At 70.0% G+C, this 17305-nt stretch carries 14 protein-coding genes and 1 pseudogene; 5 read left to right on the top strand and 10 right to left on the bottom strand.

The window, feature by feature from the left end; genetic code table 11:
- Positions 1–97: 97 nt before the first annotated feature.
- From CIK77_RS07930 to CIK77_RS07915, 4 genes are all read right to left on the bottom strand, one after another.
- A complete protein-coding gene (locus CIK77_RS07930) occupies positions 98–1132 on the bottom strand; it encodes a hypothetical protein (RefSeq protein WP_087056007.1) in 1035 nt (344 codons plus the stop codon).
- A complete protein-coding gene (locus tag CIK77_RS07925; RefSeq protein ID WP_087056006.1) occupies positions 1129–2376 on the bottom strand; it encodes a sensor histidine kinase in 1248 nt (415 codons plus the stop codon). Before CIK77_RS07925 ends, CIK77_RS07930 begins: the two co-directional genes overlap by 4 nt.
- Positions 2369–3028: a response regulator transcription factor gene (locus tag CIK77_RS07920; protein ID WP_087056005.1), complete on the bottom strand. Its 660-nt coding sequence runs from the start codon at positions 3026–3028 to the stop codon at positions 2369–2371. The genes CIK77_RS07925 and CIK77_RS07920 overlap by 8 nt, the downstream gene beginning before the upstream one ends.
- Before the next feature lie 86 nt (positions 3029–3114).
- A complete protein-coding gene (locus CIK77_RS07915; protein WP_087056004.1) occupies positions 3115–4368 on the bottom strand; it encodes a class I SAM-dependent RNA methyltransferase in 1254 nt (417 codons plus the stop codon).
- 128 nt (positions 4369–4496) lie between these two features.
- On the opposite strand from CIK77_RS07915, the gene CIK77_RS07910 reads away from it, so the two are divergent.
- On the top strand, positions 4497–5138 hold the full coding sequence (locus CIK77_RS07910) for a Maf family protein (RefSeq protein WP_087056003.1): 642 nt from the start codon (positions 4497–4499) through the stop codon (positions 5136–5138).
- A gap of 98 nt (positions 5139–5236) precedes the next feature.
- Positions 5237–7015: an acetyl/propionyl/methylcrotonyl-CoA carboxylase subunit alpha gene (locus CIK77_RS07905; protein ID WP_087056002.1), complete on the top strand. Its 1779-nt coding sequence runs from the start codon at positions 5237–5239 to the stop codon at positions 7013–7015.
- A 126-nt stretch (positions 7016–7141) separates the two neighbouring features.
- On the opposite strand, the gene CIK77_RS07900 is transcribed toward CIK77_RS07905, so the two are convergent.
- Positions 7142–8566, bottom strand: coding sequence for an NAD(P)H-quinone dehydrogenase (locus CIK77_RS07900; protein WP_087056001.1), 1425 nt, complete (start codon positions 8564–8566; stop codon positions 7142–7144).
- A gap of 122 nt (positions 8567–8688) precedes the next feature.
- Here CIK77_RS07900 and CIK77_RS07895 point away from each other — a divergent pair, with 122 nt between their 5' ends.
- Both CIK77_RS07895 and CIK77_RS07890 read left to right on the top strand, forming a co-directional pair.
- On the top strand, positions 8689–9507 hold the full coding sequence (locus CIK77_RS07895; RefSeq protein ID WP_087056000.1) for a purine-nucleoside phosphorylase: 819 nt from the start codon (positions 8689–8691) through the stop codon (positions 9505–9507).
- Between the two features lie 85 nt (positions 9508–9592).
- A complete protein-coding gene (locus CIK77_RS07890; protein WP_249268690.1) occupies positions 9593–11269 on the top strand; it encodes a phospho-sugar mutase in 1677 nt (558 codons plus the stop codon).
- A gap of 39 nt (positions 11270–11308) precedes the next feature.
- On the opposite strand, the gene CIK77_RS07885 is transcribed toward CIK77_RS07890, so the two are convergent.
- The 5 genes from CIK77_RS07885 to CIK77_RS07865 form a co-directional block, all read right to left on the bottom strand.
- On the bottom strand, positions 11309–12340 hold the full coding sequence (locus CIK77_RS07885) for a proline racemase family protein (protein WP_087055999.1): 1032 nt from the start codon (positions 12338–12340) through the stop codon (positions 11309–11311).
- Positions 12330–13418 carry an alcohol dehydrogenase family protein gene (locus CIK77_RS07880; protein WP_087056320.1) on the bottom strand — a complete coding sequence of 363 codons (1089 nt, stop codon included), beginning with the start codon at positions 13416–13418 and terminating at the stop codon, positions 12330–12332. The genes CIK77_RS07885 and CIK77_RS07880 overlap by 11 nt, the downstream gene beginning before the upstream one ends.
- Before the next feature lie 148 nt (positions 13419–13566).
- Positions 13567–14484: a DUF1700 domain-containing protein gene (locus CIK77_RS07875; protein ID WP_087055998.1), complete on the bottom strand. Its 918-nt coding sequence runs from the start codon at positions 14482–14484 to the stop codon at positions 13567–13569.
- The gene (locus tag CIK77_RS07870) at positions 14481–14819 is read right to left on the bottom strand and encodes a PadR family transcriptional regulator (RefSeq protein WP_249268689.1); all 339 of its coding nucleotides are present in this window, start codon (positions 14817–14819) and stop codon (positions 14481–14483) included. Before CIK77_RS07870 ends, CIK77_RS07875 begins: the two co-directional genes overlap by 4 nt.
- Positions 14820–14973: 154 nt before the next feature.
- A complete protein-coding gene (locus tag CIK77_RS07865) occupies positions 14974–16890 on the bottom strand; it encodes a BglG family transcription antiterminator (protein ID WP_170934215.1) in 1917 nt (638 codons plus the stop codon).
- Between the two features lie 120 nt (positions 16891–17010).
- On the opposite strand from CIK77_RS07865, the pseudogene CIK77_RS18125 reads away from it, so the two are divergent.
- Positions 17011–17187 (top strand): annotated as a pseudogene (locus CIK77_RS18125) (PTS sugar transporter subunit IIB); the annotation flags it as partial.
- Positions 17188–17305: the final 118 nt, after the last annotated feature.

Raw genomic sequence — 17305 nt, 5'->3', positions numbered from 1 at the left:
ACGGTTTTCGGGTAACTGCTCCGCGTCCCCAAGGTCCCGGGTGGCGAATACGCCGCCCGGGACCTTCTCTTTCCGCTGTCGTCTGCCGGCGCGGCGCTCAGGCCATCAGGTCAGGGGCGGGACGGGGGATCTCCTGCCACAGGGCGAGGGCGTCCTCGTCGGGCTCAGGGGCGGCACGTCGGCCGACGACGGTCACCGCTGTGTCGGGGTCGGGCGTGGTCCTCACGATGATGCGGTCGGCATCGGTGTCGCGCAGTGCCTCCGCCAGCGCTGCGCGCACCTGTCCGAGTGCATCGTCGCCGAGGTCGGTGAGGGCGTCGTCGTCGATCACCGTCACGGTCGCACCGTGATCGCGTGCCCTCCGGATCGCCGCACGCACGTCGTCATCCAGCAACCGGTGCGCACGCAGCTCATCGCGCAGTGTGCCCTCCGCCATCAGCGACTCCCTGCGCTCCGCCTCGTCGAGTCGGCCTGCGGACTGCACGACGCGGGTCAGCACGGGCCCTGCCACGGCGAGGGCGAAGCGCACCCGCTTGCGCCGCTCGGCGCGCCGTGCGTCCTGGGACGCCTGCCACGCCGCCGAAGCCTGCTGCAGTCTCGCCAGTCGAGCCGTGTCGAGGTACGCCCTGTCAACGGACCACAGCATCAGCTGCGCGATGCCCACCCACAGGAATGTGCCGAGCAGCCCGCGCCCCAGCGCCTCCCCCGCTCCCATCGAGGCGACGCCGAGGGCAGCGACGACGGCGACGCCGCACCAGGCCCAGAACGGGCGGCGGCGCACCATCAGGATCGTCAGCACCTGGCCGTTCGCGCCGAACATCGTCGCCACGATCGGGTCGTGGATGTGGTCGCCGCTCGCCCAGATCGCCTGCGACTGCGCGATCGTGATGACGACGACGACGACGATCGCCGCCCACAGCGGCAGCCGTGACGGCGATCGATTCCCCACCCCGTGGGAACGGGGATCGCGCCCCGGCACCCACAGCACGACCGCCACGGTGGCCAGCCACAGCACCACGGCGGCGAGGTGGAGCGGCGTATCCGGCACGACGGTCGCGACGATGACGCTCCTGGCCAGGAAGTACGCGGTGAAGGCGATGGCGATCGTCATGAGAACGCGGCGCAGCGTCATGTCGCGTTCCCCTCTTCCTCATCCGAGGCACTCCAGGCCAGCGTGACCCGTGTGCCGTGCGGGCCCGAATCGATGTGGGCCTCGCCGCCGACCGCCGCCAGTCTCGCCATGATCGAGGCCCGGATGCCGAGGCGATCGGCGGGGATCGTACTGACGTCCAAGCCGGGTCCGCCGTCGGACACTTCGACGCTGACGCCTGCGCTGTCGGCGCTCACGCTCGCCGCGAGCCCCACGGCGTCGGCGTGGTGCACGGCGTTGGCGACCGCCTGCTTCGCCGCGAGCACCATCGCACGCGCGACCCTGCCAGGGATCTCGACGTCGCCGTCCGGAACGTGAACGGGCGCGGCCAGAGTGACGCCGAGCTCGCTCGCCGCATGCTCGATCGCAGCGGCCATTTCGCCGGCCTCTCGTGGCGCATCGCTCCCCTCAGGCCCCGCGGTCTCCGCATTGGCGAGGCGGGTGAGTGCCTCACGCGACATGTCGACGACGAGTCGGCGCTCCCTCGGCGACTCCGCGCGCGCCGCGGCGATGAGCGCCGCCAGCACGCTGTCGTGCATGAGGCTCGCGATCTCGATGCGCTCCCGCTCCGCGGCTTCCACGACACGGGCCCCCGTATACGCCTCCACCACGCGGCCGCGTGCCTCGTCGACACCGTCGGCGATACCGCGGTACATCCAGCCGAGCACGATGATGAGCAGATTGAGCAGGATCGCGATCGAGGTGTCGTAGCCGAGCGCCTCCCACGCGGTCTCGACGAAGCCGGCACGCAGCAGCTGCGCGATGCCGAAGAGGATGGGAGGGACGACCGCCCACGCGATCTGCCACGGCAGACTGAATGCCACCAGCGCCGCCCCCGTCGCGACCGACAGCAGGAAGAAGGGCCACGGCTGCGCGATCGGATCGACGCCGCCTATGTCGACGAAGCACCACCACGCCAGCGCGGCGACGTAGACGACGGCGAACACTCCGGCCGCGATCCGGGCGAAGCGGCCCACTGCCGCGGTCACGATCATCGCCGCCAAAGCGCTCATCGTGATGCCGAGCACCACGGGATGCGCCTGGAACTGGCCGTCCATGACCGCGATCACCAGAGTCTGGCCTCCGAGCACCGCGCCTGCGACCGCGACGAGCACCTGCGCGATCCGCTCGAACCTCGCCCTGGTGAATCGCCCTGGGCTCGCCTGTTTCTGCTCCTGCGGGATCCGACGCCATGCTTCGTCGATCAGCGACTGTTCGTCAGGCACGCGGTGGGTCCTCGGACAATCCGTCCACGAGCCCGTCCTCCACCGCCCGCCTGAGCAGATCGACCTTCGTCGGAGCGGGGCGTCCGACCTCGGTGTACTTCACCCGCACCCGAGTGACGTTCTCCTTGGCGGTGGAGTAGGCGACCCCGAGGCGCTCCGCGACGGCCTTCAGCGGCAGCCCGGCCGCATACATCCGGAGCACCTCGCGCTCTCTGATCGACAACTGGGCGTCGGCGAACGCTCTGTCGCCCTCGACGGCGCTCGCCCATTCGACGTTGTTGAGCTGGTCCCCACGCGCGACGACGCCGACCGCGTCGATCACATCGTCGAGCGGGGACGCCTTGCTCACCACACCGGCTGCGCCGGCCACGAGCGCCTCACGCACAGCGGACGGACGGTCGGCAACCGAGTGGATGATGACCGAGGATTCCCGAGCGAGCCGCGTCACGTTCTCCGTGACCGTCGTGCCGTCGCCGAGGGTGAGGTCGAGCAGCACGACGTCCGCGGCCGCCGCTCGCTCCGCCTGTCGCCACGCAAGGAAGTCGGCCACGCTCGCGCCCGCGTAGATCGCCTCCCACCCCGCTCGCCTGATCGCGGCCACGAGGCCGAGACGGACGGACTCGTGATCATCGATCAGTGCAACCCGGATCATCGGGCCAGCCTATCGAGCCGCCGCGCGATTCACGTCGTGCGGACTGCGGGCACGCCGACCGCGGGGCGGTGCCGATCGCTGCCGGCTCAGCGCGCCAGGACGGCGACGGCCTCGACGTGGTGCGACTGCGGGAAGATGTCGAACGCCTTCAGCGACTCCAGCTCGTAGCCGAGGCCGCGGAAGATGCCGACATCGCGGGCGAGTGCCACGGGGTCGCACGCGATGTACGCGACGCGCGATGGCCCGAGACCGGCAAGGCCTTCGACGACATCCCTGCCTGCCCCCGAGCGCGGCGGGTCCAGCAGCGCGACGCCTCGTGTGAGCATCTCGCGGTCGAGCAGGCTGGCCTGGTTCGACAGCTGCGTGAGGAAGTGCTCCACGCGCAGGTCGAGCGCTTCTGCGCCGAAGTCGGCGAGGTTCTGCTCTGCGTGCAGCGACGCGCGCTGCGACGACTCGACGGTCGTCAGTCGCGCGCCCTCCGCGAGCTCGCCCAGCGTCGCCGCGAACAGGCCGACGCCGCCGTACAGGTCGAGGTTCCACGCGTCGGACTCCAGCGGGCCGAGCGACTGACGCACGGTGTCCGTGAGCATCTCGGCTGCGGCGCGGTGCACCTGCCAGAAGCCGCCTGCGTCGACCTGGAACTCGCGGCCCGCCACCGCCTCGACGATGACCTCCGGCTCCTCGCGCGGCGTCCGGACGCCGGGGCGGCGCGCAGGGCGCCGCAGGGTCCGGATGCCGCCGTCGGCCGGCTGCACGAGGTCGACCCGCCCCTCCGTCGCGCTGCGCAGTGCGGCGGCGACCTCTGCGATCTCCGGTGTCGCGAGCGGGTGATCATCGACCTCGACGACGCGGTGGCTGCGCGGGGCGAACGGGCCGATGCGCCCTCGATCGTCGACGTGCAGGCTGATGCGCGTGCGGTAGCGCAGCCCGTCTCTCGTGGCCGCGACATCCGGATGATCGTGCCCGAGCACGTCCTCCGGGCCCAGCACGGGCGCATCGATCTCGAGATCGGCGAACTTGGCGAACGCCTCTCGCAGCACCTGCGCCTTCAGCTCGCGCTGGCGAGGCAGCGCGATGTGGCCGAGGTCGGCGCCGCCAGGCTGCTCGCCCCCGGCGACGGCGGGCCAGACGTGCGGCACGCGGTCGGGCGAGGCGTCGAGGACGTCGACCGTCTCAGCGCGCGCGAACGACTTCTTCACCTCGGTGATGCGGGCGCGGACCCGCTCTCCGGGAATCGCGTCGGCGACGAAGACCACGCGCCCTTCCGGCTCGCGCGCGACGAACACGCCCCCGTGCGCGACGCCGGTGATGTCGAGTTCGATCTGATCGCCCTTTTCCATCCCTCTATCGTGTCAGGAACGGCCTGCGAATCGACCATCCGGATGCCTGTCGCTTCGCCCCATGCCCGGATCTCGGCGAGCCGCGGCCGTGCCTTTGCGTGCCGGAGGCCCGCGAATACTCTGGACGCATGCCGGTCTGCCTCGCATCCACCTCGCCCGCCCGCCTCATGCTGATGCGACAGGCGGGCATCGAGCCGCGTCTGGAGTCGCCGAACGTCGACGAGGACGCGGTCGTGGAAGCCGTCGAGGCGGAACAGGGGCATGCGCTGAGCCCGTCGGAGCACGTGCTGCTGCTCGCGCGCCGCAAGGCCGCTGATGTCGCCGGCCGCCTGGCCGCGGAGGGGTTCGAAGGGATCGTGGTCGGCGGGGACTCGATGTTCGAACTCAGCGGCGTCGTCTACGGCAAACCGCACACTCCGGAGCGCGCCGCTGGACGCTGGCGCGACATGCGCGGCCGCACGGGCGTGCTGCACTCCGGGCACAGCGTGCACCGCATCTCAGCCGACGGATCGCACGAGGCGCACGCGGTCGCCGAGGCGCGCGTGACCTTCGCGTCCGACATCACGGACGGTGAGATCGACGCATACGTCGCCACAGGCGAGCCGCTGCACGTGGCGGGCGCGTTCACCGTCGACAGCCTGGGAGGAGCGTTCATCGAATCTGTGGACGGCGACCCCTCGACCGTCGTCGGCATGTCGCTGTCGACCGTCAGGCGCCTGGTGCGGGACCTCGGCATCGACTGGCCGAGTCTGTGGAACCGCGAAGGCTGACCGCCGCATCCCCCTCGTAGGAATCACGATACGAACTCGTGGCTTTGTTGTCGGAGTCGCTCAATTTCTCACCCCACCTCCGAACTAGGCTGAAACCCATGCTCGATAGCCGCGCCCTTCGTAAGGTCCTCATCGCCAACCGTGGCGAGATCGCCGTTCGCATCATCCGGGCGGCCCGCGACGCCGGCCTCGGGTCGGTCGCCGTCTACGCCGACCAGGACCGTGACGCCATGCATGCGAAGCTCGCCGACGAGGCCTACGCCCTCGACGGTGAGACCAGCGCCGACACCTACCTGCAGATCGACAAGATCCTCTCCGTCGCCCGCCGCTCCGGCGCGGACGCCGTCCACCCCGGATACGGCTTCCTCGCAGAGAACGCCGAGTTCGCCCGCACCGTCATCCGGTCGGGACTGACCTGGATCGGCCCGTCGCCCGAGGCGATCGAGTCGCTGGGCGACAAGGTCACCGCGCGCCGCGTCGCCGAGAAGGTCGGCGCACCGCTCGCACCCGGCACACCAGGGCCCGTCGACACGGCGGAAGAGGTCGTCGCATTCGCCGAGAAGGTCGGCCTGCCGATTGCGATCAAGGCCGCGTACGGCGGCGGCGGGCGCGGCCTGAAGGTCGCCCGCACGATCGACGAAGTGCCCGACATGTTCGAGTCGGCCACGCGCGAGGCCATCGCGGCGTTCGGCCGCGGCGAATGCTTCGTGGAGAAGTACCTCGACAAGCCGCGCCACGTCGAGACGCAGTGCCTCGCCGATGAGGCGGGCAACGTCGTCGTCGTCTCCACCCGCGACTGCTCACTGCAGCGCCGCCACCAGAAGCTCGTGGAGGAGGCGCCAGCGCCGTTCATCACCGACGAGCAGAACACCGTGCTGTACGAGGCGTCGAAGGCGATCATGAAGGAGGTCGGCTACGTCGGTGCGGGAACGTGCGAGTTCCTCATCGGTGCGGACGGCACCATCTCCTTCCTCGAGGTCAATACGCGGCTGCAGGTCGAGCATCCGGTCTCCGAGGAGGTCACCGGCATCGACCTGGTGCGCGAGCAGTTCCGGATCGCCGCGGGCGAGGAGCTCGGCTACGACGACCCGGCCCCGCGCGGGCACTCGATCGAGTTCCGCATCAACGGCGAGGACCCTGGCCGCGGATTCCTCCCGCAGCCGGGTCCGATCCACGTCTTCAAGACCTTCGGCGGCCCCGGCATCCGGCTCGATTCCGGCGTCACCGCAGGCGACAGCGTGTCTGGCGCATTCGACTCGATGCTCGCGAAGATCATCGTCACCGGCAGCGACCGCGCCGAGGCGCTGGAGCGTTCGCGCCGCGCGCTCGAGGAGTTCGAAGTCGCGGGCCTCCCCACCGTGCTGCCCTTCCATCGCAAGGTCGTCTCCGACCCCGCGTTCACTGCGGAGAGCGGTGAGTTCGGCGTCTTCACACGCTGGATCGAGACCGAGTTCGTGAACGACATCCCGCCGTGGGACGGCGAGCTGGCAGCTCCCGCTGAGCCGGAGTCGCGCCACACCGTGGTCGTGGAGGTCGCGGGCAAACGCCTCGAGGTCAGCCTGCCCGACCGCATCACCACGAACAGCGGCGGCACGGGGCGCCCCGCGGCGGCACCGCCGTCGCGCCGCTCGCACTCGGGCTCGTCGGTCGCCACGGGTGCCAGCGGGGATACGCTGAAGTCGCCGATGCAGGCCACGATCGTGAAGGTCGCCGTCGAGGACGGCCAGGAGGTCGTCAAGGGCGACCTGGTGCTCGTACTCGAAGCGATGAAGATGGAGCAGCCCATCCACGCCCACAAGGACGGCACCGTCTCTGCGATCGACGCCCCAGTCGGCCAGACGATCTCATCCGGCCACGCCCTCCTCGCTATCGCGTAGCGCGGGTCATCCCTTCATTTCTGGCACATCTCCGGTGGTGCGCCCACCCGGAGATGTGCCAGAAATGAAGAGAAGCGGCGCGGCGGGCCCGGATGGGCCTGCCGCGCCGCTTTCGCGCTGCCTGCGTCAGAAGCCGCGCTCGTTGATGCCGTGCATCGCGCGGGCGGCGTCGTTGATCGCGCCGGAGAGCGACGGGTAGGTGGTGAACACGCGGGCCAGCTGGTCGACCGTGAGGCGGCGGTCGACGGCGATCGAGATCGGGTAGATCAGCTCGCTCGCCTTCGGGCCGACGACCACGCCGCCGACGACGGTGCCGGATCCCTTTCGCGCATAGAGCTTCACGAAGCCGTCGCGCACGCTCATCATCTTGGCGCGGGCGTTCGCGGCGATCGGGAGCTTGTACTCGACGGCATCCTCGCCCGTGGTCCAGCCGACGGTGGCGATCTCGGGGCTGGTGAAGATGTTCGCCGCGATCTTGTTGTTCGCGAACGGGATGACCGCATCGCCCATGGCGTGGAACACCGCGGTTCGTCCGAGCATCGACGCGACCGAGGCGAGCGGCATCAGGTTGGTGCAGTCACCGACCGCGTACACGTTCGGGATCGACGTGCGGCCGACGCGGTTGACCATGATGCGGCCGGTGTCGGCGAGCTGCACGCCGGCCTCCTCCAGGCCGATGTCCTCCGTGTTCGGCGTCGATCCGACAGCCACCAGGCAGTGGGATCCGGTGATCTCGTCGCCGTTCGCCAGCGTCACGACCACGCCGTCACCGGTGTTCTCCACCTTCTCGGCGCGCGAGCGCGCCAGCAGCGTCATGCCGCCTCGGGTGAAGACCTTCTCGAGCACGGCTGCCGCATCCGGATCTTCGCCCGGCAGCACCTGCTCGCGGCTCGAGACCAGTGTGACCTTCGCGCCGAGGTTCATGTACGCCGAGGCGAACTCTGCGCCGGTGACGCCTGAGCCGACCACGATGATGTGCTCAGGAACGGCCGGCAGGTCGTACACCTGCTTCCAGGTGAGGATGCGCTTGCCGTCGGGCTTGGCCGCAGGAAGCTCACGCGGGGTCGAACCGGTCGAGATCACGATCGTGTCGGCCTCGATCTGATCGAAGTCCGTGCCGTCGGGGCCTGTGGAGATGACGACGGCGTTGTCGCCCTTCATCCGGCCGTGACCGGAGACCACGTTCACGCCGGCCTCGAGCAGCTGCTCGCGCATGTCCTCCGACTGCTGACCGGCAAGAGCGAGGATCCGCTTGTTCACCGCGAGCAGGTTGATGGCCGTCTCGGGTTTGAGCGGCTTGTCCTCTGCGCCCTTCGCGTAGAACTGCACGCCGAGGTCGCCTGCGGCATCGATCGCCTGCGCGGCGTCGGCCGTCGCGATCAGTGTCTTGGAAGGCACCACATCGGTGAGCACCGCGGCACCTCCGACGCCCGTGTTCTCCACGAGAGTCACCTCGGCCCCGAGCTGCGCAGCGGACAGCGCCGCTTCGTAGCCGCCAGGGCCCCCGCCGATGATCGCGATCCGCTGCTTGCGCTCGAAGTCGAAGCTCATGGCTCCATTCTGTCACTCCGCGCTCCGGTCTCAGCACCCTGCGGCCGCCGCGGCGGACGGACACGACGAACCGGATGCCGTGGGCAGGGCGCGATGTCGGCGGTTGTGCTTAAGGTGGTCGCATGACGCACCCGCTCGACCATCCGGCAGACCCGTTCGCCGTCGCGCAGGCCGCGGCAGATGACATCGCGAGGCTCACCGGCGTCGCCGAGCACGACATCGCCGTCACCCTCGGCAGCGGGTGGGGCAAGGCAGCGGAGCTGCTCGGCGAAACGGTCGCGACGATTCCCGCGACCGAGGTCACCGGCTTCTCGAAGCCCGCGCTGGAGGGCCACGTCGGCACCATCCGGAGCGTGCGCACTCCCGGCGGCAGGAACGTGCTGGTGATCGGCGCGCGCACCCACTACTACGAGGGCCACGGCGTGCGCAGAGTCGTGCACAGCGTGCGCACGGCGGCGGCGACCGGCGCGACCGTGATGGTGCTCACCAACGGTGCCGGCGGCATCAGGCCCGCATGGTCGGCGGGGCAGCCCGTGCTGATCAGCGACCACCTCAACCTCACCTCCGACAGTCCGCTCGAGGGCGCGACCTTCATCGACATGACCGATCTGTACTCGGCACGGCTGCGCGAGGTGGCACGCTCGGTCGATCCGGAGCTCGATGAGGGCGTGTACTGCCAGTTCCGCGGGCCGCAGTACGAGACGCCGGCCGAAGTGCAGATGGCGAGGACCCTCGGCGGGCACATCGTCGGCATGTCGACCGCTCTCGAGGCGATCGCCGCCCGCCAGTCGGGCATGGAGGTGCTGGGCTTCTCGCTGATCACGAACCTCGCAGCCGGCATCTCCCCCACCCCGCTCAGCCACGCGGAGGTCATCGAGGCCGGGCGCTCGGCGGAGGGGCGGATCTCGCAGCTGCTGGCCGACGTCGTCGGAAAGATCTGATGAGCTCCCTGGGGCGGGGTGCCGGCCCGGATGCCGCGGCCGGCCGATACGGCACCGCACGGGACAGGAGCATCGGGAGGAAGTCGTGAGCGAACAGGGTGCGGGCGCGCTGGACGATGTCGTTGCGGCGGCGCGGACGTGGAGCGCGCAGGATCCGGATGACGAGACCCGCGCCGAACTCGACATGCTGATCGCGCGGGCTCAGGAAGAGCCGGATGCCGCAGACGAGCTGCGCTCCCGATTCGCGGGGCGCCTGCAGTTCGGCACGGCGGGGCTGCGCGGCGCGCTCGGCGCCGGCCCCATGCGCATGAATCGCGTGCTGGTCGCACAGGCCGCCGCGGGGCTCGCCGCCTACCTGCGCGAGACCGCGAGCGGACGCGCGCCCGTCGTCGTGATCGGGTACGACGGCCGCCGCAACTCCGACGTGTTCGCCCGCGACTCCGCGGAGATCTTCGCCGGCGCAGGGATGCGCGCAGTGCTGCTGCCGCGGATGCTGCCGACCCCCGTGCTCGCGTTCGCCGTGCGGCACCTGGGCGCCGACGCGGGCGTGATGGTCACCGCCAGTCACAACCCGCCGGCTGACAACGGCTACAAGGTGTATCTCGGCGGCGACAACGGCGGCGCGCAGATCGTGCCGCCCGCCGACGGCGACATCGCCGCACACATCGACCGCGTCGCGGAGGGTTCTGTGGCCGACCTGCCGCGCTCCGGTGACTACGGCGTGGCGGGCGACGAGGCCGTCGACGCGTACGTGCGCGCGACGGCGGCCGTCGCCGGGGCCAGGGCTCCGCGCGGAGCGGACGGAATGGCGTGGGCGTACACCGCGATGCACGGCGTCGGCTGGGAGACGTTCGAGCGCGTGCTCGATGAGGCGGGGTTCCCATGGCCCGCAGCCGCTGCCGCTCAGCTCCATCCGGACGAAGCGTTCCCCACCGTCGCGTTCCCCAACCCGGAGGAACCGGGCGCGATGGACCTCGTGTTCGAAGCGGCGAGCGAGGCCGATGCCGAGTTCGCGCTGGCGCATGATCCCGACGCCGACCGGCTCGCCGTCGCGATTCCCGGCCCCGACGGTGAGTGGCGGCGGCTCACCGGCAACGAGGTCGGTCTCCTGCTGGGGCTGCGGGCAGCGCGCGCCGCATCCGGAGACCCCGACGCCACCCTGGCATGCTCGCTGGTCTCCTCCCCCGGTCTCTCGGCGATCGCGGAGCGCTACGGGCTGCGCTCGGCCGAGACGCTGACAGGATTCAAGTGGATTTCGCGCACGCCCGACCTGGTGTACGGATATGAGGAGGCGCTGGGCTACCTCGTCAACCCCGAGACAGTGCGCGACAAGGACGGCATCTCGGCGGCAGTGGCGGTGCTCGCCCTCGCCGCTGAGGCCCGCACCGATGGCCGCACGCTCGCCGATCTGGTGGACGAGGTCTCAGACGAGATCGGTCACTACTCCAGCGGCCAGGTATCGATCCGGGTCGACGACACCTCGGTCATCGCGCACGCGATGGCGTCGCTGCGCGCAGAGCCTCCCACGGCCTTCGGTGAGCGCACCGTGACGGAGGCGACCGACCTGCTCGCGGCATCCGGCGACGCCCCATCCGGCGACATCCTGCGCTACATGCTCGACGACGGGTCGCGCGTGATCTTCCGCCCCAGCGGAACGGAGCCGAAGCTCAAAGTGTATCTCGACGTGCGCGGCACCTCCCCCGCCGACGCCGAGGCCCGTCTCACCGCGTTGGAGACGGCGGTCCGAGCCCGACTTGCCTGAGCCCTGCTGTCGCCGGCCCGGCACGCAGAAAGCGCTCCGTCACGGCGTCAGCAGCTTCTCCAGATCCGACGTATCCACCAACGGATCATCCAAGTCGACGATGATCCGCGAGTGCGCCATGAGCCGGGCCCGGCCCGTGATCGTCGAGTTCCACGCGGGGAAGTCGCCCACGGTGGCTTCGCCGATCACAGTGCCCACGAAGCGGTTGCCGCGCGGTGAGATCGTCTCCAGCGTGTCGCCCGGGGCGAGCTCGCCCTGCCCCGCCATCAGCGCCAGGCGGGCCGAGGTGCCGGTTCCCGTCGGACTGCGACAGATCACGCCCGGATGCACGTACGTCGCCGAGCGGGACTCGACCTTGCCGTTCTCCAGAGTGCGCACCCGCCCCATGAAGTGGACGAAGGGCAACGGGCCCACATCGCCCAGCGTCGGATGTTCCTGGCGCAGACCGGGACGGGCCTTGCGGACGAACGCGTCACCGAAAGCGGTCAGGGCGATCTGCTCGTCGGCTGTGAGCTCGAAGCCGTGGGCGCCGGCGTCGAGCATGGCGAAGTAGGCGCCGCTCCAGACCAGGTCGAACTCCACTCGCCCGTAGTGGGGGACGTTCACCGACAGGCCGCGTTCGGCGACGTAGGCCGGCTCGCCCTGGGTGGTGATCGATTCCACGCGTCCGTTCACGTTGTGCGCGGTGATCCGAGCAAGTCCAGCTGGCGACTCCAAGACCACCTGCTGCGATCCTTCGGTCATCGGGATCGCACCGCTCTGAAGCAGAGCGGTGGCGGCGCAGATGGTGTTGGACCCGGAGTACATCGGGTACCCCATCGCCTCCATGATGATGTAGCCGGCCTGAGCGTCGGGGTGGCCGGGTTCGACGATGAGATCGACCGACATGGCAGGGTCGCCGTAGGGCTCAGAGAGCAGCAGCCGGCGCAGGCCGTCGCCCTCCTTCTGCAGGAACCGCGCCTTCTCGAGCACGGTGCGCCCTGGCAGCGGTTCGATGCCGACGGTGACGATGCGGCTGACGTCTCCGCCTGCCTGGGTGTCGATCAGTTCGAGAGCGCGTTCACGATGCATGCTGAGCCCCCACGCTCTCCCAGTGCCGGTCGGGCACGACGACCAGGTTGCCGATGTAGGTCTTGCCCATGAAGGTGCGCTGTGCCTCGTGGAAGTCCGAGAGCGGGAACGTTCGATCCAGCAGCGGCCGGATCGTGCCGTCTTCGATGTAGCCGGACAAGCGTCGGAACGCGGTGCGGGTTCCCTGGGAGGAGCCGTGCAGCTCGAGCTGCTTGAGGTACATGGTGCGCAGGTCGAGGTCGACCACCGGCCCTCCGATGGCTCCGGCGGTGCTGTAGCGGCCCTCAGGACGCAGGATCCGCAGCAGGTCGTTGAACATCCCACCGGCGACCAGGTCGGCGACCACATCCACCGGGGCATCGACCACTCGCTCGACCTCGGCGACCAGGTCGTCGGTGCCGCGGAGGATGACGCCCTCGGCACCGATCTCGCGCATCGCCTCTTCCTTGCCCGCGCTGGTGACGGCGTAGGGGATCGCTCCTCGCGCCCTGGCGAGCTGGATGACGGCGGAGCCGACGCCGCCGGAGGCGCCGGTGACCAGCACTCGCTCCCCTTCGGCGAGGCGGCTGCGCACAAGCATCTGCTCGGCGGTGAGGTAGGCGCAGCAGAATGTCGCCAGTTCCGCGTCGGTGATGTCGGCGCGCGTCTCGTGCGCGTTCTCCGAGGGCACCGCGACGTACTCCGCGTAGCCGCCATCCCGGCCGTGGCCGATGTAGTCGATATCGGCCAGGCTGTCATCGCCCTCTGGCCGGTTGTAGATGCTGAAGTCGACCATCACGCGCTGGTCGATGCGGTTCTCATCGACGCCCTCCCCCACCGCGGCGATCCGGCCGACGATGTCGGTGCCCTGGATGCGGGGGAACTCCAGCGTGGAGCGGCCGCGCCGCCAGGAGGAGACCTCCTGCGGGTCGGTGTCGCTGCCGTAGGCGCCCTCCCGCACCCACACGTCGGTGTTGTTCATCCCGCATGCGTGGACATCGATCAGCACCTCACCTGGCGCTGGGCTCGGCGTCGGCACGTCGCCGGAATAGACGAGCTGCTCGAGCCCGCCGTGGCCCATGAGCCTGACTGCACTCATCGTCTGCGGAATCGACATCATCGGCGGCCTCCCGCGCTCGGATCGCGCGGCCATGCTGTCGCGCGTCATCAGGGACGATTCCCGCCTCTGACCTTCGAGTCTAGGTCGATGAGGTCACCGCCGAAAGTGAAAACATTCGGCGGGCGCTCTACACGCGTCGGGCGCGGGAAGACAGCGCGGCGAACCCGCCCATGCCGAGGGCAAGCCACCAGCCCCCGACCACCCAGAACGCCAGGAACATCATTCCGAGGTCGATCAGCGCGGCGATGAGCACCACGGCGCCCAGCGTCGCGAGCACGATGCACACCGCGCGATGCCCCCACGCATACAGCACTCCCATCACGAGCCCCACGGCCGCCGAGACGAGCGGCACCCAAGTCATCTCCACCGCCCCAGACAGCGTGCCCATCAGCGGCAGGACGGCCGGGATCATCGTCAGCACCGCTCCGATCATCCGGCTCCCTGTCCGCCATCTCGGCGACAGCCGCGTCACCGGCGGCACGATCGCCGTGGCGCACATCGCGAAGCCGACTGGCAGCAGCAGGTACGCCTGGCTCAGCGGCGAGGCATCCGGCAGCATGCCGACCAGCGCGAGCAGCGCGAGTGCCATCACCGCCACGGCGCCGAGAGCCGCCACAACGTATCCGGATGCTCGGGGCAGCACCAGCGGAAGCGCGGCCAGCACAACAGGAACGACGAACATCGCGATCGACGACGCGATATCGATCGCGGAGGCGAAACCGTCGAATCCCAGCAGCAGCGGGCTCGCACCTGTTGCGACGATCGCTGTCAGTGCCGCCGTCGCACTCAGCAGGCGCGTCGCCCGCCGCGACGGATCCGGACCGACGCGCGCACCGAGCTCCTCCCCGTACTGGGCGGCGACCTGGTCGGGTGAACCGAGCCCCGTCAGAACCTCGTCGATGTCGCGACCTTCGGCGAGCGCGTCGGCGATGTGCTCCTCGACGCCCTCGACGATCACGCGCCGCTGCCCATCCGGAAGCGCCGCGAGCTGAGCGTGCAGCTTCTCCAGATATCGCTCGGCCGCGAATGCCGGATTCGTCGTCATGATCGTTCCTCCAGAAGTTCCGCCACCTGCGGCGCGATGAGACCCCAGACCTCGGTGAAGGCCGCCAGCTGCGCACGGCCCGCGTCGGTCAGTTCGTAGTACTTGCGCGGGCGGCCGCCGGCCTCAGCCTCGCGGCGCGACCCGACCAGCCCTGCCTGCTGCATCCGCGCGAGCAGCGGGTACAGGCTGCCCTCGCTGGCACTGAGCCCCCGCGCGACGAGCGCATCGGCGAGCTCGAGGCCGTACATGTCACGCCGGCGGAGCATGGCGAGCACGCAGAACTCGAGCACCCCTTTCCGGATGTTCGTCGCGATGCGCTCGTGCGGCTGGTCCACACCGCAACTTTATCTTGCATAACAAGACTTGCACAACAAGGTTCCTGACCGGATGCTCCAGAAGGGCTCGCGAGATGCGCACTTTTCCGACGAGATCACGTCAGAACCGGCGCATCTCGACGACAAGTGCGCATCTCGGCAGCCGGCGCGCGGGTCAGGCGGGGGCGTCGATGAGGGCGGCGATCTCGTCGAGGAAGGCTTCGAGGGTGTCACCGCGGCGCACGATGCGTGCGGCATTGTCGGGGTCGGCGAAGACGTCGACGAACTGCTCGAACACAGTCTGGAACGCGGCGCGGTCGGTCTCGCTGAACGCCACGAGAGCCACGACGTGCACCCGTTCGGCGCCCCAATCGATCGACTGCTCGTTGACTGCTACGGCGATCGCGGTGCGCACGGCCGACATCGTCATCGCGTGCGGAACCGCCAGGCTCTCCGTGAACGCAGTCGATGAACGCGCCTCGCGCTCGATCGCGCTGGCCACATATTCCTCGTCGATCACGCCCTCGCGCATGAGCGCGTCGCCGAGCAGACGGATCATCGCCTCGGGCGCAGCCGCTCGCGCATTCCGGATGAACGCCGTCGGCGCGAACCACGGGCGCATCTGCGAGCGCAGACCGCGCAGCTGCCGCTGGCGCCGCACGCGCTGCGCCGCGTCCGCTACGCGTGCGATGTCCCGAGATGTGAGGAACGGCTGGATCCGCACGATCCGGTCGTCGCCGGTACTGGAAGGGTCGATCGTCGAAAGCACCAGGTCCGCGTCGATGCCTGCCCAATCCTGCGCATATCCGGTCTCCACGCGCGTGATCGCCAGCTCGTGGCCCAGTGCACGCTCCAGATGCACCTGCAGCCGATTCCGCATGCCTTCGAACCCCGGGCACACGAGCACCGCCGTCAGCACATCTCCCGCGTCGGGCTCCGCGCCGACCAGACTGCCGATCCGCATCGCCATGTCGGCGATCTCGTCATCCGGTATCGCCACGCCCAGCTCATCGGCGAGGTCGCCCGCCACCGAGACGGCGATCTCGAAGACCAGAGGAGAGGCGAGCTTGACCGCCCGCGTCATCGGATTGCGCGAACCGACATGCTCGTGCGAGCGCTGCACCACGTTGTGCACGTGCTGCGCGAAGCCGCGCACGAAATCCTCCTCGCTCAGGTCGATGCCGTACGTGGCCGCCGCACGACGAAGCGCGACACTCACCGCCTCCGCCACGCGCCGCTCCGGCTCATCGGAGGATTCGCCTGGCTCCACGAGTGAGACGAGCGCGACGCCCGCCAGATGCCGCCGGTCAGCCGGCGTGAGATGCGAACCGAGGTGCCTCGCGGCGAGTTCGTCGAGCACCTCACCCACCCGCACGCGATCCGGTCCGCCGTCGTCGTCCGCTTCCGGTGTCGACCGCCCTCGCCGCGTGCGTTCGACCGCGATCGCTGCGCGCAGCATCACCTCGGCCGCGGCGACCTCGTTCACCGCGAACCCGAGCCCCGACAGCCGTGCGATCAGCCCCGCGCGGAACTCCGCCAGCCCCGGCGCGGGCACGCCCATCGCATCTGCTGCCCGCTCCAGCGCCTCGGTGTCGAAGACCCGCTCATCGAGGTCGTCGAGCACGACTCTGGTGAGGAACCGCCGCAGGCTGCGCTCGGTGCCGGCCAGCGCCACCATGCCGTCGTCTCGCTGCAGGGTCAGCTCGCTGTCGGTGAGCATGCCCCGCACACGCCGCAGGTCGGCCTCCACCGTGGCGTCGCTGACGTGCAGGGACATGGCCGTGTCGAACACGTCGATGCCTTCCGGTGCGCCCATGAGCCTCCGGATGATCCCGCGCACGCGCTCGCGCGGTGCACCGTGCTGCGCTCCGGCGAGCTCGTCGCGCACGGCTGCCGCCGACGGCATCGCACGGTAGCCGTGCGGGCCCGACTCGATCGCATCGCCGGCAGGAGCGAGCGCGTTGATCGCCGTGATGTACGAGCGCACACTGCGAGCGGTGACGCCGAGTCGGTCTGCAAGGTCCGCGGCCGTCACCCAGCCGGCACGGCGCAGCAGGATGCCCAGCACCTGCTCCTGCCGCTCAGCCGTCATGGCAGACCAGTCAACCACGTGCGGGGCGGAAGGGGATTTCCGCCGGAGCGGAAACACGAGTGCATTGCCGGAAGCAGCGCCTCCTCCCATGCTGGAGGGGAAGAAGGAGCACTGAGATCGATGAGGATCACCGTCATCTGCGGCGCCGGCGCGTCGAGCACGTTCGTCGCCATGCGTCTGAAGCGCGCCGCAGCATCCGCGGGCGCAGCGATGTCCGTCGCCCCTGCCGCGCTCGCCGATCTCCCCGCCGGCGCGGAAGGCACCGACACGGTGCTGCTCGGCGCGCATCTGCCGGACGACGCCGCCGACCGCGTGCGCCTGGCCCTGCCTGACGCCGAGGTGATCCTCCTCCCAGAAGACATCGCCGCAGACCGCGACGGCACGCGCGTGCTGTCACTCATCCGGCCCGCCGCGT

The organism is Microbacterium sp. JB110, assembly GCF_003335195.1.
In the GTDB taxonomy this organism is placed as follows: Bacteria; Actinomycetota; Actinomycetes; order Actinomycetales; family Microbacteriaceae; genus Microbacterium.
The sequence above is the reverse complement of the archived record's forward strand: the minus strand, read 5'-3'. Positions and strand labels throughout refer to the sequence as shown.